The 22,060-nt window shown below is 50.1% G+C and carries 24 protein-coding genes; 14 read left to right on the top strand and 10 right to left on the bottom strand.

The features are described from left to right. Positions 1–241: 241 nt before the first annotated feature. The 4 genes from NSS79_RS29560 to NSS79_RS29545 all read right to left on the bottom strand — a co-directional run bounded on the left by NSS79_RS29560 (position 242) and on the right by NSS79_RS29545 (position 4,334). Positions 242–847, bottom strand: coding sequence for a class I SAM-dependent methyltransferase (locus NSS79_RS29560; RefSeq protein ID WP_342437220.1), 606 nt, complete (start codon positions 845–847; stop codon positions 242–244). Positions 848–1,042: 195 nt separating this feature from the next. Continuing rightward, a complete protein-coding gene (locus tag NSS79_RS29555; protein WP_342437219.1) occupies positions 1,043–3,274 on the bottom strand; it encodes a helix-turn-helix transcriptional regulator in 2,232 nt (743 codons plus the stop codon). Between the two features lie 311 nt (positions 3,275–3,585). Further along, the gene (locus NSS79_RS29550) at positions 3,586–4,044 is read right to left on the bottom strand and encodes an AraC family transcriptional regulator (RefSeq protein WP_342437218.1); all 459 of its coding nucleotides are present in this window, start codon (positions 4,042–4,044) and stop codon (positions 3,586–3,588) included. Positions 4,045–4,076: 32 nt separating this feature from the next. After that, complete coding sequence (locus NSS79_RS29545; RefSeq protein WP_342437217.1) at positions 4,077–4,334, bottom strand: AraC family ligand binding domain-containing protein; 258 nt, start codon at positions 4,332–4,334, stop codon at positions 4,077–4,079. Between the two features lie 325 nt (positions 4,335–4,659). Between NSS79_RS29545 and NSS79_RS29540 the strand changes: the two genes are divergently transcribed. From NSS79_RS29540 to NSS79_RS29495, 10 genes are all read left to right on the top strand, one after another. Beyond that, the gene (locus NSS79_RS29540; RefSeq protein WP_342437216.1) at positions 4,660–5,007 is read left to right on the top strand and encodes a BMP family ABC transporter substrate-binding protein; all 348 of its coding nucleotides are present in this window, start codon (positions 4,660–4,662) and stop codon (positions 5,005–5,007) included. Positions 5,008–5,113: 106 nt separating this feature from the next. Next, positions 5,114–6,274 carry a sensor histidine kinase gene (locus NSS79_RS29535; protein ID WP_340896535.1) on the top strand — a complete coding sequence of 387 codons (1,161 nt, stop codon included), beginning with the start codon at positions 5,114–5,116 and terminating at the stop codon, positions 6,272–6,274. A 27-nt stretch (positions 6,275–6,301) separates the two neighbouring features. Beyond that, the gene (locus NSS79_RS29530) at positions 6,302–6,955 is read left to right on the top strand and encodes a response regulator transcription factor (protein ID WP_340899722.1); all 654 of its coding nucleotides are present in this window, start codon (positions 6,302–6,304) and stop codon (positions 6,953–6,955) included. Between the two features lie 206 nt (positions 6,956–7,161). Beyond that, positions 7,162–8,097 carry an ABC transporter ATP-binding protein gene (locus NSS79_RS29525; RefSeq protein WP_342437215.1) on the top strand — a complete coding sequence of 312 codons (936 nt, stop codon included), beginning with the start codon at positions 7,162–7,164 and terminating at the stop codon, positions 8,095–8,097. An 11-nt stretch (positions 8,098–8,108) separates the two neighbouring features. Beyond that, complete coding sequence (locus tag NSS79_RS29520; protein WP_340896537.1) at positions 8,109–9,377, top strand: ABC transporter permease; 1,269 nt, start codon at positions 8,109–8,111, stop codon at positions 9,375–9,377. Continuing rightward, the gene (locus NSS79_RS29515) at positions 9,331–10,491 is read left to right on the top strand and encodes an ABC transporter permease (RefSeq protein ID WP_342437214.1); all 1,161 of its coding nucleotides are present in this window, start codon (positions 9,331–9,333) and stop codon (positions 10,489–10,491) included. The genes NSS79_RS29520 and NSS79_RS29515 overlap by 47 nt, the downstream gene beginning before the upstream one ends. 34 nt (positions 10,492–10,525) lie before the next feature. After that, positions 10,526–10,705 carry a hypothetical protein gene (locus NSS79_RS29510; RefSeq protein ID WP_340896542.1) on the top strand — a complete coding sequence of 60 codons (180 nt, stop codon included), beginning with the start codon at positions 10,526–10,528 and terminating at the stop codon, positions 10,703–10,705. A 232-nt stretch (positions 10,706–10,937) separates the two neighbouring features. Next, positions 10,938–11,699: a methionine ABC transporter ATP-binding protein gene (locus NSS79_RS29505; protein ID WP_342440464.1), complete on the top strand. Its 762-nt coding sequence runs from the start codon at positions 10,938–10,940 to the stop codon at positions 11,697–11,699. Further along, entirely contained in the window at positions 11,692–12,354 is a 663-nt protein-coding gene (locus NSS79_RS29500) for a methionine ABC transporter permease (RefSeq protein WP_076112570.1), read from the top strand. Before NSS79_RS29505 ends, NSS79_RS29500 begins: the two co-directional genes overlap by 8 nt. Before the next feature lie 60 nt (positions 12,355–12,414). After that, on the top strand, positions 12,415–13,239 hold the full coding sequence (locus NSS79_RS29495) for a MetQ/NlpA family ABC transporter substrate-binding protein (protein WP_340896544.1): 825 nt from the start codon (positions 12,415–12,417) through the stop codon (positions 13,237–13,239). Positions 13,240–13,411: 172 nt separating this feature from the next. Here NSS79_RS29495 and NSS79_RS29490 read toward each other — a convergent pair whose 3' ends face one another. From NSS79_RS29490 to NSS79_RS29465, 6 genes are all read right to left on the bottom strand, one after another. Next, positions 13,412–14,296 (bottom strand): metallophosphoesterase, encoded by an 885-nt coding sequence (locus tag NSS79_RS29490; RefSeq protein WP_340896545.1) that lies wholly within the window; start codon positions 14,294–14,296, stop codon positions 13,412–13,414. 66 nt (positions 14,297–14,362) lie between these two features. Further along, on the bottom strand, positions 14,363–14,704 hold the full coding sequence (locus tag NSS79_RS29485) for a multidrug efflux SMR transporter (RefSeq protein WP_340896546.1): 342 nt from the start codon (positions 14,702–14,704) through the stop codon (positions 14,363–14,365). After that, on the bottom strand, positions 14,701–15,486 hold the full coding sequence (locus NSS79_RS29480; protein WP_340896548.1) for an HAD family hydrolase: 786 nt from the start codon (positions 15,484–15,486) through the stop codon (positions 14,701–14,703). The genes NSS79_RS29485 and NSS79_RS29480 overlap by 4 nt, the downstream gene beginning before the upstream one ends. 48 nt (positions 15,487–15,534) lie before the next feature. Continuing rightward, positions 15,535–16,881 carry an ABC transporter substrate-binding protein gene (locus NSS79_RS29475; protein ID WP_340896550.1) on the bottom strand — a complete coding sequence of 449 codons (1,347 nt, stop codon included), beginning with the start codon at positions 16,879–16,881 and terminating at the stop codon, positions 15,535–15,537. Positions 16,882–16,914: 33 nt separating this feature from the next. Then, positions 16,915–17,757, bottom strand: coding sequence for a carbohydrate ABC transporter permease (locus tag NSS79_RS29470; protein ID WP_342437213.1), 843 nt, complete (start codon positions 17,755–17,757; stop codon positions 16,915–16,917). Positions 17,758–17,789: 32 nt separating this feature from the next. Further along, positions 17,790–18,671, bottom strand: coding sequence for a sugar ABC transporter permease (locus NSS79_RS29465; protein ID WP_342437212.1), 882 nt, complete (start codon positions 18,669–18,671; stop codon positions 17,790–17,792). 221 nt (positions 18,672–18,892) lie between these two features. Between NSS79_RS29465 and NSS79_RS29460 the strand changes: the two genes are divergently transcribed. From NSS79_RS29460 to NSS79_RS29445, 4 genes are all read left to right on the top strand, one after another. Further along, positions 18,893–19,459 carry a transcriptional regulator gene (locus tag NSS79_RS29460; protein ID WP_340896554.1) on the top strand — a complete coding sequence of 189 codons (567 nt, stop codon included), beginning with the start codon at positions 18,893–18,895 and terminating at the stop codon, positions 19,457–19,459. A 332-nt stretch (positions 19,460–19,791) separates the two neighbouring features. Further along, the gene (locus NSS79_RS29455; protein ID WP_340896555.1) at positions 19,792–20,244 is read left to right on the top strand and encodes an Lrp/AsnC family transcriptional regulator; all 453 of its coding nucleotides are present in this window, start codon (positions 19,792–19,794) and stop codon (positions 20,242–20,244) included. A gap of 15 nt (positions 20,245–20,259) precedes the next feature. Next, positions 20,260–21,231: an EamA family transporter gene (locus NSS79_RS29450; RefSeq protein ID WP_340896556.1), complete on the top strand. Its 972-nt coding sequence runs from the start codon at positions 20,260–20,262 to the stop codon at positions 21,229–21,231. A 27-nt stretch (positions 21,232–21,258) separates the two neighbouring features. Beyond that, complete coding sequence (locus NSS79_RS29445) at positions 21,259–22,038, top strand: helix-turn-helix transcriptional regulator (RefSeq protein ID WP_342437211.1); 780 nt, start codon at positions 21,259–21,261, stop codon at positions 22,036–22,038. Positions 22,039–22,060 lie beyond the last annotated feature (22 nt).

Genomic DNA, 22,060 nt, shown 5'->3' with positions numbered 1-22,060 from the left:
CCTACAGTTCCAAACTTCCCCTCCGCTGCTTTGCACCTTAATGGTGGTTCTCCAAGTTCATTGAGGCGGCACAAGCCCCTTGCCACGGCTTTCGGGGCAAGGGGGGAGGAGAGTAGAGGAGGCAGTCTCCGGTTTTACTTGGAGACTGCCTCGATGTAGCGGGACCTTCGCGGATAGCGTAAAGTGTAGCCCCAAAACTGAAATTAAAAACAGGAACTGAAAACGGATAACCGAAAATGGATCAAGGCCTCGGGCTCGCCCAAATCAGATGAACCATGTTAAGCCAGTAGCTTTCCACCTTATTGATTTTGAGACCCGACTCTTTGATCAGTCCTAGAATGTTCCTTGTATAGTGACAGCCATAAGCACGATATAACAGCGGATTAAGGGCTTTTTGGACAACAGCCATCGCAGGGTTAGAGCTGATCCCATGCTCCATGAGAAGAATTTGCCCATTCGGTCTGCACCAGCGGTTGATCTTATCCAACACCATTAATGGATTATCATAACTGCAGAAGGATAACGTAGAAACAATGGTGTCGAATGAATGATCGGAGAAGCTCATTTCTTCAATATCCGAACAAATAAAAGTACCCTCAATATGATGATGATGTGCCGCCCGTTTTGCTTTCTCTAGCATCGCCTCACTAAAGTCAGTTGCGGTAACCTTTATGTTTGGAGGATAAAACGGGAAATTCGCACCTGCCCCCACGGCAAGCTCAAGCACCTCGCCCTTCGCATGACTTAAAAGCTGTTGACGCCAACGTTTTTGTTGCGGATCTTCTCTTTTGTTATCATATTGGTTTGCCTGCTTATCAAAGATACGTATTAGCTTCTGCTTCTCCACCGGTCTCCCACCTTCAATAAACTTGGAACTCTCCCTGTTAAAGTCTATTTCGCCAAAAGGCTCACGTTACCTTTTTTTGTAACTGATCTGCCCATACTTCAATAAAAAGGGCTTGCATAGCGGTTTCCTTTTGCTCAAAAAGAAACAGGGGGCATCCCAGCAGCCATTTCATGGCTTTTGAGACAGCCCCTGTTTTCACGCGTTTTTGGAACGCCGGTAATCGGTGGGGGTGGTGCCGAAGCTGCGCTTGAACATCCGGTGCAGGTAGGAGCTGCTGGTAAAGCCGCAGCGCTCGGCGATGATAGTTACCGGGAGATCGGTACTCTCCAGCAGGCTGCATACTTCACGCATGCGCACCTCCAGAATGATGTCCACGATGCTGGACATGGTCTGCTGCTTGTATAGCCGGCTGATATAGATCGGGGACATATCAAGTTCGTCCGCGATCTGGTTCAGGCTAAGGTTCGGCTCCATATAATTCTCGTTTATTTTCTGATTAATCAGGAGGATCAGATCATGCTGCTTGGAGCTTTTTTTCTCAGCAAGCTGCTCCCGCATTTCACTAAACAGCACGAAGAAGGCTTCTTCCAGTTCAGCAACGGTTTCTACGGAATCCAGAGCGGGCAGCCCTGATGTCCCATCACATTGTAAACGGTTACGTTTTTGGACAGTACTGATGATTTCTTTGATCGTCACACTAAGCCTGGACAACGCTAATTGCACGGTATGGAACGGATAAGATTCCGTTTCCCGGAGGATGGCGCTGAATTGCGCCTGGGCGTCTTCGACTTTGCCGCTCATCAGAGCATCGATAAGTTTCTTTTCCTTCTCGGTCGGATAGTGGTAGGTATTGGCCTGCAGACTGCTAACGGCCTGGGCGCTGATGATGCAGCCATGCCCGTAGAACAGACGATGATTTGAAGCTTCCCGGACCTGCTTATAAAGCTGATTCAACTGCAGGGCATTCCGGTCAATATGGCTGTAGGTAAGGGTGAGGCTCACCTTCAGATAATCCGAGCAGGCCTGCTGAATCTGCCGCAGCAGCGTCTCGATCAGTCCTGTATCGGTGTATTCTACCGGATCAATGATATTCAGCAGCACCAGTATGCCGTCATCATTCATATCCACGGTCTCCACACGGTAGGTCTGGCCGCAGATTTCCGAAGCGATGTTCATAATGGCAAATTTATAGGCCAGCAAATAAGAGGATCTGGCTTCCCTGAATTCATTATAGTTGTCAATCCGCAGCAGGATGAGGCGGTAATCGTCGTTGAACGTAAAGTGAATGCCAAGCTGCCTCAGTTTCTCCACCTGCTGCATGGATTGCAGCGGCTTTAACCCCAGCACCAGATCACGCACCGTATTTTGTCTAATCATAAACATGCTGTCGCGTTTTTCGCTTTCGAGAATATTCATCTCGCTGACGATCCGGTGAATGGGCAGATAGAGCCTTTTCGACATGATCCAGGACAGCCCGATGCCTCCCACCAGAATAATGACTGCAATGAGCAGGGTAGCGTTCCGGATGTTGTCGGTCTGCTCGGTGATGATGTCATACGGCGTGATCCGCACATACTGCCAGCTTAAAGCATCCGGGGCGGTATAAGAAATCAGTGAGTTCTCTCCTGCAAATTTGCCGATAAAATAACCTGCGGAGTCGCCCTTGACCTTCTGGTCGATCCAGCGGGTTTCCTCCGGGGAAAGTTCCTGCTGCTCCAGGCTGTTGCTGGACAGGAAGGCGCCATGGTCTGCCAGGATGAAGGTCGAGCTTTTGGAATCTACAGGACGGGTAATCTCTTTGTTGATCCAGGGTGCGGAGATGTTCACAATCACTGCTGAATTAATCGCCCGGTCCCAGCCGATGGCATCAAAGCACAGAAAGGTATAGGCCCGGACCTGATCGTCCTCCTCGGCACCATTGGAATAGACCCGCGGAATCGGCATAAACGGCTTGTATTCCTCATAGTGGTTCAGGATGCCCAGAATGTTCTTATCCACAAGCTCCTGTTCGGTAAATACCCCGTTTTGTCCGCTGGAGGAGGCAATGTAGAGTTTTTCGCTTTTCGGATTATAGACATAAATGGATTCAATGTATGGCATCGAGCTTAAATAATTGCCAAGCTCCGACATCGCAGCCGTGACGTCATAAATATCCGGCTTGTCGTAAAGTACAATTTTGGAGACGGTGCTGTTACGGTAGATTTGAAAGGAAAGCGATTGCGCGGCATCGTTCATATTTACAACCTCTCTGCTTGTTTTGGTGAGGTCGCTAAGGTCGGAGCGGAAGGCCTGCGTTTTTTCAACGCCAATATAGTAGTTGTAATAGATGATCGTGGAGACGAGGAAGGTTAAGGACACACATAACGTCATACTGACTAATATTTTGCTGTACAGTGCTCTTTTGTTGCCAATCTTATTCAGTCTCATTGACATCCCCCTGACTTCATTGTCTGTACTGGCGATAATAAGCCCTCTCTATATTGTTCACAGTATAATTATAAACTTCACCCTATGAACAGAACAGTAGAGCAAGATTACAATAGTGAACAGGATGAATTGCCAGGGAGTGAACAAATCCAATATCTGTGTACAAAAGCTACCTCGACACGGCGGTTGCCCAACTAAAGGAGCTGGGTTACGGGGAGTGACCGTTACACCCTGTAAAGTGCTTGCGTTCCATCAGACCAAAAGATCAAAAGACAGGAAGCTAAATCGCTTCCTGTCTTTTGGTCTTTATTTCATTTACTCTTCATCCGGAAGGTCCGGGGGGAGAGGCCGACCTCTCTTTTGAACATATTGCAGAATTGGGCATCGTTTACAAACCCTGCCGCCGCTGAAACCTCAGCGATTTGCATTTGGGTATGAAGCAGCAGTGATTTCGCATAATTGATCCGCTTTGACAGAAGATAACGGTTCGGAGAATGCCCGAATCTTTCCTTGAATAAATGCCGGAACCTGTCATAGCTGTAGCCGGACATTTCTGCGAGCGATTGAACCGAAAGCTTATGGCGGTAATGCTCGTCCATATAGTTCAGAACATACTGCATCTGATCCTCTGAAGGAGATGGCGTATGTCCCGTGCCAAGCAGCCGCAGCAGATGAACGATGATCTCACTCATCTGCAGATTCATAAGCTCGGTGTAGCCATCCCGTTTGCGGGAGAACTCCTCTTTCATCCGCAGCATGATCTGCAGCACGGTCTGATCCTTGTCGTCGTCAGAGACTCCGGCTAAAGCGGGGAGATCGGATGGCCGCAGATAAACCCTACGAATAGAACATCCGCCTCCGGCGTGTGTTTCTCATCATGCTTAAAGTTGGGCGGGATCAGCGCGAATGAATAGGGCCGGAAATGATAGTTGCGGATCCCCACATTCGAGGAACCAAGCCCCTGGATGTAATAAATCAGTTCGAAGCATTCATGCTGATGCGGAGGGATATAAGTATTAGCTTCATGATCTGCACTTACAATATATAGGACTCGATCCATTCTGATCCTCCGTTATTCTGTCATTTAGCCGAATCGTGCAAAAACCTGACCGAATCCATATAAATATTTGCTGCCTTATTTGTTATGATCGTATCAATTAAACCGAAGATTCGTAACCAGACTGGCCATCTCGTTCGGGAATTACCCGGTTTTTCAAGATTTGTATCCCTGTAATGTTTGCTTTTGAATGTAATTCACTAATTTTCATAGTTTATATGAATTTGCTGAAACTCAACGGAGTCATCGCTATAACACAAAATGTGCAATTGGGACATTTTGCCATTTCTTTAAGGTAAACCAACTACAAAAAGGGGTGTGAACAAAAATGAAAAAGAACGTTCTTGCTTTATTGTTGCTCATGGTAATGATACTTGTCACGGCTTGCGGAAATAATACGTCCGGCAAAGGAAATACAGCAAATCCCGCAAATGATGCAGAAAGCGGAGAAGCGGCTGCAGGGGACAAGCTCAAGGTCGTGCTGCTGATTCCGGGAACGCTTGGAGATAAATCATTTTTTGACGCGGCCAATAATGGTCTGCAGAAGGTGAAGGATGAGCTTGGTGCGGAAACCAAGGTTGTAGAAATGGGAGCCGACAAGACGAAATGGGAGCCTACGTTTAACGATATCGCCGCAGAATCAACTAAGGCATTTCCCTCCATTTGGGCATTTTAGGGCCGCTGCACTGCTGTATTCAATTTTGCACTACTTTCCAAGTGCGGTAAGTCCCGTCAGCCTGAAACTGTGTATGCTATACTGTGGCTAAAGAGGTGGGTCGGCCATGGAAAGCTTTACGGGCAAAGGTGTCCGAGTGTTTGCGGAGAAAATAATCAGAGTGTTCGCCGTATTATCCGTATTCGCTGTGCTGCTTAAAGATTATGCCGCTGATCCCGGATCAGCGGTATTTTTGGCGTGTTTTGCTTTACTGCTGCTAATCAATGATTATGCCAGAAGCAGATACTTATCCGTAGCGGGGACGCTGTGGTCTTTTTCTTTTGTGTTGAGCAATTTATGCGCTGGTTTTTTGCTGTGGAAAGTGTATTGTACCGGAACCCAGCTTTATATCATTATTTTGCTTGTGGAGCTCATCGTGGGTATGCGGAAGGTGCCTGTGCCTCTTTTGCTGTTGCATATGGGGATTTTCAGCGCTTCTCTGGCAGCCGGTCATACCGCAATAAAATACATAATAACTTCCTATGCAATCATGTTCGTCATTGTCTACCTATTCAGGAATGCTATGATTGAGAAGGCCAGAACACAAGTGCTGAATCAGGAACTGGAGAAGGCTAATTTGGCGCTGAAACAGTATTCAGTAACGGTCAGAGAGCTGACGCTGAGCAAAGAAAGAACAAGGATTGCCCAGGAGCTGCATGATTCATTGGGGCATTATCTGACTGCATTAAATATGCATCTAGAATTCGCCCACAAAGCTGTAGACCTGGAAACGGACAAAATCAGGAGTGTTGTTGGCCAATCCTACCAGCTGTCAAGAGAATGTATGGTGCAGCTCAGACAGGCTGTGCTGCTGCTGAATGAGGAGCAGCACGTACAGGAGCTTTCACTCCAGCGGCAGCTCCTTAACCTCTTCGCCCATTTCCAAGCGGCCGGGCAAACCCGGTTTGAACTCAATATGGATGAGGACATAGAAGCTGTGAACTTCGAAATTAAAGACTGCATTTATAAAACGGTTCAGGAATCAATCACTAATGGAATCAAACATGGGAAAGCCACACTTTTCTCCCTGGCCATTCATAAAAATCCCCGGCAGATTTCATTGCTTATTGCTAACAACGGAACGGGATGCAGGGAGGTTATCAAGTCAAACGGAATTCAGGGGATCGAACAGCGGATTCACGCTTTGGGCGGTACCGTTCAATTCGATTCTAATCAGGATTCAGGTTTTAAAGTGCAGGCGAATATTCCTAAAATGGTTGATTTCTAGCATAGGCAAGGAGGAGCAGCAGTTATGGTGAGTATTATAATTGCAGACGATCAACTGATTGTCAGGGAAGGCTTGAAAATGGTTTTGAGCCTTCAAGCGGATGCAAAGGTAATCGGAGAGGCAGCAAATGGACAGGAGCTGCTCCGGCTGCTGGCCGATTACTCTCCTGACGTGATTTTGATGGATATCAAAATGCCGCTGATGAATGGGATTGAGGCGACTAAAGCTGTGAAACAGGGGTATCCGGGGGTTAAAGTAATCATCCTTACTACTTTTAATGACAGGGAGTTTATCCTTGCCGGGCTTAAGCATGGAGCGGATGGATACATCCTTAAGGATTCGGCTTCAGAGGATATCATGGCGGCCATTCGATCGGCCTGCGAGGGTAACATTATGCTGAATCCGCAGATTACCCGGGAATTGGTGGATGCCCTTAACTCGGCGGGGACGATTCATAGTTTGCCAACGGAGAATGGAACTCCCACTGTCTCCCCCTGGCTCACGCCAAGAGAGCTTGAGGTGGCCAAGGGGATTATGGAGGGAAAAAGCAACAAAATCATCAGCAATGAGCTGTTTATTACAGAAGGCACGGTAAAAAACTATGTTTCCAGAATGCTTAACAAACTTGAATTAAACAACAGAACCGAATTGACCCTGTATTTGCAGAAGCTTAATATATAACTCCGCATGATCACCCGTTCTTCAGGAGAGAGAGGGGCTGTTTTGTCTCCTCCTGACCTTCCTTCCTCTAACCTATATGACTAAAGTAATACTGAAATTGCTTACTAAAGCAACCCCTTGATTGGGGACTTAAGTGAATATCCCTGTTCGAAGCGTGGCGATAAAATGATAACAGAGTAAGAGTTATCGCAAAGGGGACCACGCTGATGCTTGAACTGAACCATGTGACGAAGAAATATAAGGATTTTACGGCTGTAAAGGATATTTCGTTAAATGTGAAAAGCGGTGAAAGGTTCGGCTTGCTCGGACCGAATGGTGCAGGCAAATCAACAATGGTGTCGATGATAAGCACTGTGCTAAGGCCAACGGCAGGGACGATCACTGTCGATCACAAACCGCTCAGCGGAAAGCCCAGAGAGATCAAGAAAATAATGGGGATTGTTCCGCAGGATTTGGCGTTATACCAGGCGTTAAGCACGAAGGACAACCTGGAGTTCTTTGGCAGTCTATATGGACTTTACGGCAGCAGATTGAAGAGCAGAACCGAGGAAGTTCTGGACATCATTGGACTCAAAGAACGAAGAAACCAGGCGGTGTCCGAGCTGTCGGGAGGAATGAAACGCCGGGTCAATATCGGTGCCGCGTTGATGAATGATCCTAAATTGCTCGTACTAGATGAACCTACGGTAGGGATCGACCCCCAGTCCAGGCATCATATTCTGGAAACGGTAAAGAAATTAAACCAGGACAGAGGCATGACGGTTATTTATACCAGCCACTACATGGAAGAAGTAGAGTATCTGTGCAAGCGGCTTGCGATAATCGACCATGGTTCCCTTATTGCGCTGGGGAGCAAAGAGGAGCTCAAGCTGAACTTGAAGGCCTGCGATACGCTGACGGTGGATTATAGTGAAGGAAATGAGGCAGCATTGGGCCAGCTCGAGCAAATCTCCGGTGTCACCAAGGCAACCGTGGAAGGCAAACATATTAGTATGCTTGTCTCTACCGGGGAGAGAAGTGTGATTGACATTGTTGATGATATTAGGAACCTGGGCATCCGGCTAACCGGATTCAAGTACGAAGAGATGAATCTTGAAAGCCTTTTTCTCCAAATTACAGGCAAAGCCTTAAGAGAGGAGTAGAAGGTGATGTCATGCGAAAACTGATCACATTATTTTTACTGGATTTCCGGTTGCTGACCAAAAATAAATGGTTCTATCTGAAGCTGATTTTGTTTCCTTCTCTACTGATTCTCATTCTGGGCACGGCATTCGGCGGCTCAGACTCCAGTGTGAAGGCGTTTGACGTTGCTTTTTATAATGCGGATAAAAGCGTTGCTGCTCAAGGGAGCCCGCTGGCCTTGGGGAAATCCTTAAAGAATGTTTTTATGCGGGAAGATCTGCGGAAAGTCATACATTTGCAGGAAGCGGCCAGCTATGACGAAGGCAAAAAAAGAGTCGAAGACGGTCATGCCGCTGTTTTTATATATGTGCCGGATAACTTTACGAATGCTGCAATAAAGCAGGAGGCGGCGAACCTTGTTGTGATCGGAGAATCTGCCAAAACGCTCCAAACGGCAATCGTGAGGACTATACTGGAGCAGTTTTGTGAGCAGCTCAATCTGTTAAATGAAGAGAAGTCCGCGGTTCTCCAGTTCTCAAACGGCGGTAACGGCCTTCCGCAAGCCCCAATTGCGGAGCTTCAAAGCCATATATTCAATTTCAGCGGCCGTTCCCCGGATATCCCGACGGTTTCAACGCAAAAGGATGCGGTGCCGGTAGATGCGATACAGTATTACTCCATTGCCATGGTAGTTATGTTCTCGATCATGACGGCCTTTGTGCTGGTGCACAGCATCGTAGATGAGCGGCAAAACCATACTTTGTTCAGAATACGTTCAACGCCTGCTTGGGATGTGCAGTATGTTTTAGGCAAATTGAGCGGAATTATACTGGCGATTGTATTGCAAATGTCTTGCGTAATTCTCATCAGCTGGCTGGTGTTCGCAATGAGCTGGGGCCAGCCCCTTGAGCTTTTGGTGATAACGGTTGTGTATGCTTTTGCCATAGGAAGTCTTGTGCTGCTCTGGGGATTTATTGCCAAAGACCATACGACTGTGTCCAGCCTGGCTTCACCTGTGCTGTATATTTTCAGTTTTTTGGGCGGAAGTTTTGTCAGTAGAAGCGAATTGCCGGAAAGTCTGCGGACCGTTCAGGGGCTGCTTCCCAACGGAAAAGCAATTAATGCGTACCTCAGTATCAGCCAAAATAAAGGACTTGCCGGGTCGTATAAAGATTTGCTGGAGCTGGTAGGGCTGGGAGTCATCTGCATTATCGTATGCATTAGTCAATACAGTGGGAGAAGGTGGAGTTTTCGTGCAATTTATCATCATGCTGAAACATCAGCTGAAACAGATATTTAGCAATCGAATAGCCGTTTTGGCGATGATGGGTCTTCCACTAATTCTAACGTATCTGTTCTCGTTCTCCACAGGCAGCATGCCGGATACTGTATATGCTGCAGATGATGATCACAGCATCTACTCCAAGCAATTATTAGAGCTGATTAGTCAGCACAGCGGCTTGCGGGTGATTAATACGGATGTGAAGAGCATTAAGAATAAGGTGGACGCGCAGGATATTCCTTTTGGATTTGTGATCGGGCAGGATTTCAGCAGCATGTTGCTGTCAGGACAGGAGCTTCCCCTCAGCTTTGTGCAAAATGAGGAGAACGGCGAGGGGGCGCTGCTGAAAGAGATCATCGCCGGTGAAGCTGGCACAATTCGTAAAGTAGCCAATGACTCGGAGTATATGTCCGGCCATTTACAGCTGAATGCTGATTCTATGTCCAGATATTTATTTACAGCATTAAAAGGTGCTTCGAAACTGAGCATTAATGTGCAGACTCTGAACAGCGGTGAAGAGGGGGAGAACAAAACTGCTGCCGAAAGGTTTACAGGCTTTATGGCGATGTTCATTTGGTTTGTGGTCGTTCAGGGCTTAAGATCGCTGGTCGACGAAAAAGAAAACAAAACCGTAAACCGGCTATTGAGCACACCCGTCAGCTATATGAAATATCTGCTCTCAAAAATGGCTGCAGCGTTTTTATTTGGCATTATTTATATTTCAGTCATACTGCTCTCAGGAAAATATCTGCTGAGAATAAACATGATAAATCATAATCTGCCTGTTCTCGTTATGCTGCTTGCCATGTATTTATTTGCCTTAATCGGATTAACCATGCTAATCCTTCCATTTATGAAGAGCCAGAAGCAGTTTACCTCCTCAGCTTCCATTATTGTCGCGGTTACCGGGATGCTGGGGGGTTCTTTCTTCTCCATGCAATTCGCTCCTAAGGTTATGAGGACTATCGGTAAATTCACACCCGAGGCATGGGTTATCCAAGTAACATCCGTAATGAATATCCGGGACGGTTCGATAGGTTCAGCAGTTATCGCTCTTGCCGGGATTGGATTCTTGGGACTGGCCGGAGCTTATGTATTTATGCGTAAAGAGCTTAGAGGATTAGAGGGATGATTATAATCATAACGGTGAGTGGGAAGTGATAATATTGGGCATTACAGAGCTTGCAGGAATCATCGAGCTGCTCGCAGGTCTCATCATCAATGTATGGATTGGAGCGTTTGGGAGAATCATCTTTAAAAAGGATGACAAAACCTCCAGAGTTGTACTGAGAATCTTGGGTGTATTCTTGCTGATTAACGGGATCTCAAGAGCCTTTCATGTCTGAAGTTTGCGTCCTCCTGACCGGGAGGATTTTTTGTTTGTTGATTTCTACTTCTGCGGGCATGTTTTTCTTCCATGCCGCTGATATATCATTTTGAGAAAAATGATGACACAGACGATAAAATACCTTATTATTTAAAGAGATTTTTAATGAAACAGATTTTAAATAATTATAGTACACTGTTTGAGGCGATAAAAGGCTATAGTATAGGCGTTCTGGAGAGGGGGGCTTACATATTCTATCGCTGAGTGGGGTGAGTAAAAGGTTCAAGCTGAAGGAAGGCTGCTATCATGCTGTCCGGCAGGTATCGCTTGAGGTGAAGACAGGAGCTGTCCATGGCATCATCGGGGCCAGCGGGGCCGGCAAATCGACGCTGCTGCGGCTGATCAATCTGCTGGAGCGGCCGGATGAGGGGAATGTTACGGTTGAAGGCAAGAAGCTTACCGGAATGGCGGAAAAGGCTCTGCGTGAGGAGAGGCAGAAGATCGGTATGATCTTCCAGCAGTTTAATCTGCTCGGCAATGCTACAGTCAGCCGGAATGTCGCCATTCCGCTGGAGCTGGCCGGTATGCCGCGGAGCGGACGGATGAAGCGGGTGGAGGAATGCCTGCAATTCGTCGGACTTGCGGACAAGGCGGAGCAGTATCCCGCCCAGCTCAGCGGCGGGCAGCGGCAGCGGGTAGCCATCGCCCGGGCGCTGGCGAACAGCCCGAAGCTGCTGCTCTGCGATGAGCCGACCTCCGCGCTTGATCCGGGAACAACGGCGGATATTCTTGCTGTGCTGAAAGAGATTAACAGCACACTCGGCGTCACGATTGTTATCGTCACCCATGAGCTGGATGTTGTCCGCAGCATCTGCAGTGATGTATCTGTGATGGAAGAGGGCAGAATCGTGGATTCCTTCTCCCGCGGGGAGATTGGTTTTACAGCGCCCGTCGGCTATACCGGTTCCTACCGTGAGCAAATTACCGGCAAAGCGGGGGAAGTCTATGTTTGAGGATATGCTGAAATACCAGGATCAAATGTGGCAATCTATTGGGGAAACCTTTGTAATGGTAGGCATTTCGGTAGGCGCAGCCGTACTGCTGGGGCTCCCGCTTGGAACGCTGCTTTATTTTTGCCGCAAAGGCCAGCTGTATGAGAATCAGCTGCTGTCTCTTATCCTCAACAGCATCGTTAACGTTGTCCGTTCGTTTCCGTTCCTGCTGCTTGTCGTGGCGCTGATTCCCGTCACCCGCTTCCTCGTGGGGTCGGCAATTGGTACGGTAGCGGCTACTGTGCCGTTGTCTATTGTTGCAATTGCCTATTACTCGCGGCTGGTAGAACAATCGCTGCTGGAGGTTCCGAAGGGGACGATTGAAGCGGCCTTATCCATGGGAGCTTCAAAGGTTTCGCTGATTTTCAAGTTTCTTTATGTGGAGGCCCGTTCCGGTCTGGTGCTTGGATTGACTGCTTCTACGATTAGCTTTATCTCGTTCTCAACTGTAATGGGCGTTGTCGGCGGGGGCGGAGTCGGCGATTTCGCCATCCGTTACGGGTACCAGCGTTTCGAGACGGAAGTGATGATCTATGCGATTGTCGTGATGATTGTGCTCGTGCAGGTGATTCAGTTTACAGGCAGCACTGCAGCGAGACTGCTGGATAAACGCTGAGCAATTTGCAAGCATCTGTGACCTTGAAATCAAAATATAAGTTGGGGGTTAGTTATAATCATGAAAAAAACAATGCTATTCGCGCTTACACTGCTTGTGTTGATCGTTGCCGGTTGTGGAAATAACAAGGAGAATGCAGAGGCGCCCGCTGCAGTCAGCAAAGAGCCTGTAAAGATTAAAGTGGCTTCGCTGATTCCGCCGATGACGGATATTCTTGATATTGTGAAACCGCTGCTGCTGGAAGACGGTGTAGATATGGAGATCGTGGTGCTGTCCGACAATGTGCAGCCGAACGAAGCGCTGGCGAACAAGGAAGTGGATGCTAACTTCTTCCAGCATGTTCCCTACATGGAGCAGTTTAATGCCAGCAAAGGCTCCAAGCTGGTCGCTGTACAGCCTGTATATGATGCCATTTACGGCGGATATTCCAAACGTTACAAGGCGATCAGCGAACTGCCGGAAGGTGCAACACTGGTAATGGCGAACGACCCTTCGAACATTGGACGTTCCCTGCAAATGTTCGCGGACGCTGGACTCATCAAGCTTAAGGAAGGGGTAGGCATTAAGGCTACACAGGCTGACATCACCGAAAATGCCAAGAACTACAAGTTCGAGGAAGTGGACCTGCTGATGCTGGCCCGGATGCTGGACGACGCCGATCTGGTAGCGATGACTCCGGCTTATGCCAGTCCGCTGGGCCTGACGCCGAAGAAGGATGCGCTGATTACAGAACGCGAAGATTCCGAATTTACCATCACCCTGGTAGCACGCGAAGATAACCAGGCTTCGGATGCCATCCAAAAGCTGGCGAAGCGCATCAGCGGACCTGAAGTGAAGAAATTCCTTGAAGATAACTATGCGGAGATTGCGTTGCCAGCGTTTTGAGGCAAGGTAGCCGCAACAAACTCTGCTGTGTGTTAATCCGGCCCAGCGACTATTGATATAAATGGTATGATACCGGCATGCAAAAGCAGCCTTCACCACTAACGGGAGAAGGCTGCTTTTTGTTATAGCTGTTTTGTCAATGTAACCGGATGTTCGGGGCATCGCCAAGGTATTAGCTGCGTACATTTAAGGACGTAACCACCTCGTACTGCGCCGATTCAATCCAGCTCCCCGTAGTGAAATCCCGTCCCTTTACAAGGACTTTGTCGGTATAGACTTCCACATAATACCCTTGGCTGCCGGTCTTGTGTTCATCTGCATTCGTCCAGAGGTAAGCAACCGAAGCACTATTGAACATGGTTGCCGTCTCGCCGTTGCCGGAGTACATCGTGTTGTCGACTTCAAGCTCCCAATGCGTATGGCCTGTAAAAAGAAGTGTCTGAGGATATTTGGACAGGATGGAGCGCAGCTCCTTATCTTGCGTGACGCCATACCACTCTTGTGACTCCAAAGATCCGGCTACAGTGTCCTTCAGCGGCTGATGCAGGAAGAGAAAAACAGGCTGCTCAGGCTTCGGGTGTCCGTCCACCAGCTTTTCCCCAAGCTTACGGTCCAGCCATCGAAGCTGCTCGTCCGACAATTTACAGAACGTTGGCAGACCTTCCTCTGTTCCCAGGAAAATAAAATGATACCCGCCGATCCAGTGGTCATGATAGGGGCCGGGCATTCCCATGCGGGAAGTGTACATTGCCAGGCGGGATTCCCAGTGGCCGAGTCCAACGTCATGGTTTCCCAAGGTGTAACGGATCTCCGGGAGTACTGCCTGATGCAGCTGCAGAATACGGTGGACTTCCTCATATTCTTCCTGGAAGCCATGATCCGTGATGTCGCCAATATGCATAATCCCGCTGCTGCCCTGGGCATGGTGAGCCAGATCCTGCAGCGCCCGCTCGAAATTCAGATTATACTCATGGGATGGTTCGGCAGTGACATGGGTATCGGTGATAATTTGGAAAGTAAGCAGCGGCTGTGGTCCGCCTGGTTCATTTGTACTCATTTGCGAGAGAACCTCCTTGGATTGCATGGTATTAAACTGAATGCAAACTTTATGAATAGAACTCTGTTAATGCCCCTTGGCACTAATGTTCAAGCCCACAATGCCGGCCACAATCACAGTCACCCATAATAGGGAGGACAGTGTCAGCCGCTCTCCGAAATACACCGCCCCCACGACGGAGATCAGGATGATTCCTGCACCTGACCATACCGCATAAGCTACCCCGACCTTGATCGAGGTGAGCGCCACATTCAGCGAGGTGAAGCTGATCCCATAGAACAGGAACATCAGCACGGAGGGCCAGGGCCGGGTGAACCCATGGGATATTTTCATAGAGATGGTTCCCGAGAGCTCGAACAGAATCGCCAGCGCGAGAAAAATCCAGGCCCACACCCCTTCGGCCCTCACCTTGTATTCCTTCCAATACTTAATTCTGCATAGGACTGCACCAGAGAATCTGCATCCGGCAAAAGGCCGTGCACTGATATATCCGCTGCGCCGGCAATCCCGACGGCTACAGCTGCCCCGGCGGCCTTAGCCATCCGCATATCGCCGTTCGTATCGCCAATCACGGCGGCCCCGGCAGGTTGTACCCCAAGGCGCTCACAGGCGAGCAGCGCCATATCGGGAAACGGCTTGCCCCGCTCGACCTGATCCGTACCGATCACGGCAGAGAAATAATGTTGGATACCGAGCCAGCGGAGGTGATTTTCGGCTGCCGCTGTTTCATCGGCAGTCACTACAGCCAGAGCAATGCCCTTGGCTGTGCAGTCGTCAAGGAACCGGAGCAGGCCGGGAAGCGGGAGCACCGGGCGGCTGCGCTCCAGCATTACATCCGCTTCCTGACGGCAGAGCTCTACCAGTTCCTTGGACTCGGCCCAGGATAAGCCTAGCAGGTAACCCTGCCAGGACAGAATGGCATAAAGGTCGCTCATCGTCCCCATGGCCAAGGGACCATTCCGGTCATAGTCTGTAATTCTACCCTCAGCATCGTGAACGGTTCCCAGCAGGGAGGCCAGATACTGAACCGGGAATTGGAGGCCGCGTTGTTCCAGCTGCCGGGTGAACTGTCCCAGGAAACACTCGCCCCAGCTTCCCCACAGGGAAACGAACTGCAGCAGTGTGCCGTCCTTGTCGAACAGAATCGCGGATATGGAATGTTCCCCTTGCGGAGTGATGAGCTCAGGCATGCTGCCGCCCCCTTAGATTTAATAATTCACGTTTTATAATGTTACTCCTTATTTTACTTTATCAAGTGCAGCCTGGGCAGCTTGCTGCGCTTCCTTCAGGGCCTCAGCCGCCGGGATATTTTCAATCTGCACCTTGTCCGCAGCAATGGTCAGCGCATCATTGATTTTGCCGCCGGTAGGATCCTGGAAGGGGGCAGAGGCGTGGGACGCCTGCATTAACGGGATTTTGATCTGCGGATTGGTCTCGCTGAAGGAGACGAATGCCGGATCTTCAAGCGCAGACTGGCGGACGGAAATATATCCGGTGTTGATTGACCAGAAGGCGGTATTCTCGGAGTTCGTGAAGTAGGTCAGCCATTTCATCGCTGCCAGCTTCTCGTCATCCCCGGCTTTGGCAGGAATACCGGCCATGATCGCTTGTGCCACAGGCTTGCCTTCGCCAACTCCGGCCCAGCCCGGCTGCTCCATTGCGGAGACGATGCTGAAATCTAAATCACCCTGATCTCCGCTGGAGCCAATATAGCCCGCCGCTTGGCCTTTCATCACATCGTCAATGGTCTTGTACCAGTACTCCCAGCCTTGTCCGCCGGAGTGGATGCGCATGGTTTTGTCCTCGTGAATCCATTTGCGGAACAGATCCCAGGTTTCAATCCACTCCGGAGAGTCGATCGTTACTTTGGTGCCATCCTCGCTGAGAACGCTGCCGCCCTTGCTGAGGACGGCATCGATCATGTTGCCGGAGCCCCACATCGGCTCCCATCCGAAGAAGGTTGTTTTGCCGCCGTCTTTAACGGCCATTTTCCCAGCGGCTGCCGCCAGGTCTTCCCAGGTCTTCAACTGGCTGGCATCGATACCGCTTTTCTCAAAAGCATCCTTGCGGTAATACATAATCTGTGTCGTTCCGTACATCGGAAGGAAATACTGCTTGCCGTCAACCTGGCCCTGGTTCAGAAAGGTCTGGACAAAATCCTCTTTATTAAAATCCGGCTGCTGGGTGATCAGCTCATCCATCGGAGAGAAATATCCCTTACGCGCCCAGTCCATATTGGAGGAGAGCACGGCTGCAGGAACCTGTCCGGTAGCAATGGCCGCCTGAAGCTTCTGCTCGGTTTCGCTGTAGTCTGCCTGTACGATGCCTTTGACGATGACCTCCTGCTGGGAGGTGTTGAACTTTTGGATGAGCGATTCCATATTCTCGCCAAGCTTGCCGCCAAGGCCATACCAGAATTCAATGGTTACCGGTTCGCTTTGGGCTGGAGGGGCGTCTGCCGCTGGAGCTGCGGAGGCACCGCCTCCCGCCGTAACGTTGTCCGAAGCGGAATTTCCGCCGCAAGCCGTGAGCACTGTGAATCCGGCAATCATAGATACCGCCGACAACCTTTTAAATACGTTCATCATCATTCTCCTCTTTGTTCAAAAATGTAAGATTCAGCCTTTACTGGAGCCTGCCGTCATATTGACACTTTGCATAATCGTTTTCTGCGCCAGCAGGAAGACAAGCAGCAGCGGGGCGATGGTGAAGGCGCTGGCGGCCATGATCAGCGGCCATTGTAATCCGTATGCACCCCCTTCCACGAAAAAGCTGCGCAGGCCAGCGGAGACTAACTGCAGGTCAGGGTCTTTGGTAATCAGCATCGGCCAGAAATAATTGTTGTACTGATCAATGAAGGTAATCAGCGCCAGCACGGCAAAGGATGACCTCGTAACCGGCACCAGCACCGTCCATAGAATCCGCATATGCGAGGCGCCGTCCACTTCACCGGCCTCCACCAGCTCATGCGATACCTGCAGGAACGCTTGCCGGATCAGAAAGATCGCGAAGATGCTTACAGAGTTGGAGAGAATCAGGCCGCCGTAGGAATTCAGCAGGTGCAGCTCGGACAGCACAAGATAGCCGGGCAGGTAGACCGCTGTAGCCGGAACCATATAACCGAACAGGATCACTCCGGCAAAAATCCCCTTCAGGCGGAATTTCATATGCGTCAGCGCATAGGCCATCATGCCGGAATTGATGATCTGCAGAATGACGATGGAAGTGGCGACGAAAATGCTATTGCCCATGTATCTTGCAAACGGGGCCTCATTCCAGGCTGCGGCAAAATTTCCCCAGAGCGGCACTTCAAGCCAGAGTGTAGGCGGGGAACGCCAGATTTCATCATTGGTTTTCAGCGCGCTGGTGACCATCCAGTAGAACGGGAAAGCCATCAGCAGGGCAAGCGTGGCAAAAAAAAGATGACGGGCCGGTCCGCCCAGCCGTGTGAATATACGCAAGCGGTGAGACCTCCTCTTGGAAAATGTACGGATTATTGATAATGGGTCGTCCGTTTGCTGATGCCGAATGAGAATACGGACAGCAGCATGCAGATGATGACAAGGACAACAGCTACACTGGAAGCCTCTCCAATCTGGAAGGATTCGAAGGCGGACTGATAATACAGATACAGCAGCGTGCGGGTGGAGCCGGAGGGGCCGCCTTGGGTCAGCACGTTGATCTGATCGTAGGCCTGAAGGGCCTGAATAAGCTGTACCACGAATAGAAACAAGGTGGTTGGCGAGATCAGCGGCAGAGTGATGCGAAAGAACTTCTGAGCAGCGCTTGCACCATCAAGCTCTCCGGCCTCCAGCAGGTCTGAAGGCACATTCCGCAGTGCCACCAGATAAAAGATCATCGCCCAGCCCACGGATTTCCAGATGGTCACCAGGAGGACTCCCACAAGCGCCCATTTGGGGTCCTGCAGCCAGCCTATTTTCCCGAGTCCGAGGAAATCAAGCACCGTATTGGCAAGGCCGACCTCAGGCTCATAGATCCACGACCAGACAATGGATACAGCGACGGTTGGCGTGACCCATGGCGAGAACAGCAGCACCTGATAAAGTGCGGAGCCTTTCAGCTTGCGGTTCATCAGCAGCGCGAGTCCGAGTCCCAGGAGAATGATCGGCAGCACACTGCCCGCACAGAAGAGCGCGGTCACTCTCAGCGCTTTGTAAAAGGCCGGGTTGCTGAAAAGATCGGCATAATTTTGCAGTCCGACAAAAGTTTTCTCCGGGCTCATAAAGTCCCATTCTGTGAAGCTGAGATACAGCACATACAACAGCGGCGCCAGCCAGAACAGAACGAACGGTACCATCGCCGGCAGCGTGAACAGCACGGGCTTCAAGCCGTTAATAACCTTTGAGCGTGTCATTTTCGTTCCGATACCCCATTCCATCAGCTTGATTTTGCGGTATAATGCAGAGGAAAGCTCCTCTGTTCAAAAAAAATTGTACACTCATGAGACAAGCCCGTGGTTAAGCGGAAGTAAACATCGTTCGGAAGTTGTGTAAAATTTGCAGAAAACCTGTAACGAAGCTTCAGTATTGTGTAATGTAGAGGGAACAATTCTAAAAAAGAGTGAAGGTGCAGCGAATGAAGCAGGCCGCATTTGGCGAGGACAACCAGCATTTATCACCACGGGAGCAACTGCTGCGACCGATGATTGATGCGATAGCGCAGACGATGGATTTATATGGAGCGAATTATTCTTACGGGCAGCTATACGGGATTATGTTCTTTGAGGACAAGCCGATGACGCTGGAGGAAATGAAGCAGGTCATGAATATGAGCAAAAGCAATATGAGCTACGGCGTCCGCTCCCTGATCGCTTCCCGGATGGTGACTAAGCTGGACGAGAAACGTGAGCGGAAGGAGCTGTATGTAGCCGAGACTGATTTTTTTCAGGCATTCAAAAACTTCTTCACCCTGAAGCTTCAGCGGGAAATTGATGTCATGCAGGAGGCGATGGGTACGGTGATGCCAGAGCTCCAGGAGCTGATCCAGGCGGAGGACACTCCTGAAGAGGAACGGCAGGCCTGCCTGCGGGACCTGGACAAGCTCCAGCATGCGGGAGAATATTATGCCTGGCTGCAGCGGTTTGTGTCGGGGCTGGAGGAAGGGGAATTCTTTGGCGGGGCCGGACTGCCCGGCAGGGAGTAGAGGCTGAACGGCAGTTATGCGGCAACTGTACAGCAGGTGAGCCATATAGGTTGAGCTTTGTGAGTATATCGGCCCGCGGGCGCTGAACGCTCTCCTCTCAAGTAGCACCAAAGCGGGAATCACTTGCTGCCAGCTGCACTGAGGGGGCTTTTTTGCGCGTGAAAACAGCTTTACGAATCGTCATTTTCTGGCCCTGTTATGGCTCTTCGATTAACGATAAAGAAAATAAATGCTTGCAAAGATAACGGTTCGTTTGATTATGGGCCTTGATTATTACGATTAGTTATTATCGGAATAAATCATGCTATAATATTGCCCAGGAGGCGGTTCCTTTGGATGAACTGGATATCAAAATTCTGAAGCTGCTGGAAGAGAACGGAAGACTGTCCCATGAAGAGATTGGCAAGCTGCTGCATATCTCGCGGCCCTCGGTGCATCAACGAGTCGGCAAGCTGGAGAAAAGCGGTGTGATCAAAGGGTACAGAGGCATTGTGGACTGGGGCAAGCTGGATCAGAAAATCAAGGTCATGATCTCCGTGAAGGTTGTCAGCCAAAGTTTCCGGGATGCGGCAGACCCAATCATCAGCATTCAAATCCCGGGTGTGAGCATTCTAGAATGCCAGCGGATGGCGGGAGAGTGGTGCATGCTGTTAAAAGTGAGGGTGACCTCACCGGAGCAGCTTACCCTTTTGCTTGATGAAATTCTCCGGATTCCCGGCATCAAGGAAACCTCGACGACCTTTATTTTATCTACATTATATGAAAATGGCATTAAGGGAATATAGAGAGGGTGGTAGTGCGTGAAGCAGAAAGCCAGGGCAAATTCAGTATACGCGGTTGGCATCGCGTTGTTGTCTGTTTATTTATTTTGGGGAGGAACTTATGTCGGCATGAAGGTCGCGATAGAGACCATGCCGCCCTTTCTGATGGCCGGAATCCGCTTTTTTGTGGCCGGAGCTGTACTCTATGTCATTTCCAGATTAAGCGGTGCTAAACGCCCGGCAGGACGCGAGTGGCGGTCTTCGGCCATCGTCGGCGCACTGCTGCTGCTTGGAGGCAATGGACTGGTGGCATGGTCGGAGCAAAGGGTCTCTTCATCTATTGCTTCTCTGATCGTCGCTGCGGTGCCCGTCTGGATGATGCTGTTCGGGTGGTTTGGCCGCGGCGGCAAACGTCCAAATCCCGGCGTTATCGCCGGGATTGTGCTTGGACTGCTGGGTATCGCCGTGCTGGTCTTCCAGCCGGGGCAGGGAGACAATGGCACTGCAACCGACCTGATCGGCATTATTACCCTGCTGGCAGCTTCCCTTAGTTGGGCGGCAGGTTCCATGTACTCACGCAGCGCCCGGATACCGGATTCTCCGCTGATGTCAACGGCTGCGCAAATGCTGTCAGGTGGCGCATTGCTGCTGGTTTTCTCCTTCTTTACCGGCGACTGGTCCAAGATGGACATTCCGGCCATTTCCCTCCGTTCGTACGCAGCTCTGGGTTATCTAATCGTCTTCGGCTCGATTATAGGCTACACGGCCTACATCTGGCTGCTCAAAAATGCCGATGCTACCCTGGTTTCGACCTATGCGTTCGTGAACCCGATAGTCGCCGTATTCTTGGGCTGGCTGCTCGCAGGCGAACAGTTAACCGTGAACACCCTGACCGCTGCCGTTATCATTATCGCTGCTGTAATTTTGGTGACCGTTTTCCGCGGCAGGCCGCAGAAGGCAAGAACTCAAGCAGCACTTGATATGCAAAATCAGCAGCAATCGATACACTGAGGACATCACAGCTGAAGGGGTGGTAACATGTTCGATATGCTAAAGGTAGGCAGGAATATCGTTAAATTAAGAGGGGCCGCAGGGCTCACGCAAATGGGACTCGCGGATAAGCTGGGAATCAGCTATCAGGCGGTCAGCAATTGGGAGAGGGGCGCAAGCATGCCCGATATCTCTAAGCTCCCGGAGCTGGCTGAAATCTTTAATGTCTCTATTGAAGAGATTCTGGAAGAGGGTAGGGGGACAGCGATCCTAACAAGTGTGCTGGAAAATGCAACTGAGGATTACCTGCATCAGCATGAGGTATCTGCAATAGAAATATTGGAAGTTGCGCCTCTGCTTAAGACGGAACAAATCGAAGAGGTGTTTGAGCATGTAAAGGCCAATGTGCCGATTGGTGACCTGGTGGCGCTGGCTCCTTTTCTGAGTGATGAAGTGCTGGATAAATGCGCCAGGAAGGTGATAGAGATCGGGCCAATCGGCGACCTGGTGGCGCTGGCTCCTTTTCTGAGTGATGAAGTGCTGGATGAATGCGCCAGGAAGGTGATAGAGATCGGGCCAATCGGCGACCTGGTGGCGCTGGCTCCTTTTCTGAGTGATGAAGTGCTGGATGAATGCGCCAGGAAGGTGATAGAGATCGGGCCAATCGGCAATCTTGTAGCACTGGCCCCCTTTCTCAGTGAAGAAGTTCTGAGTGAATGCGCCCGTAAGGCATTTACTGAAAAAGAGGCAGGGACACTGCTGCAACTTGCTCCATTTCTAAGCCAAGAGGTGTTGGATGAATGCGCAGCCCGTTTGTATGCCAAATAAGCCAGGTCCGCAGGCTGCAAGG

It is taken from the genome of Paenibacillus sp. FSL L8-0436 (genome assembly GCF_038593025.1).
Taxonomy (GTDB): domain Bacteria; phylum Bacillota; class Bacilli; order Paenibacillales; family Paenibacillaceae; genus Paenibacillus_AQ.
The sequence above is the reverse complement of the archived record's forward strand: the minus strand, read 5'-3'. Positions and strand labels throughout refer to the sequence as shown.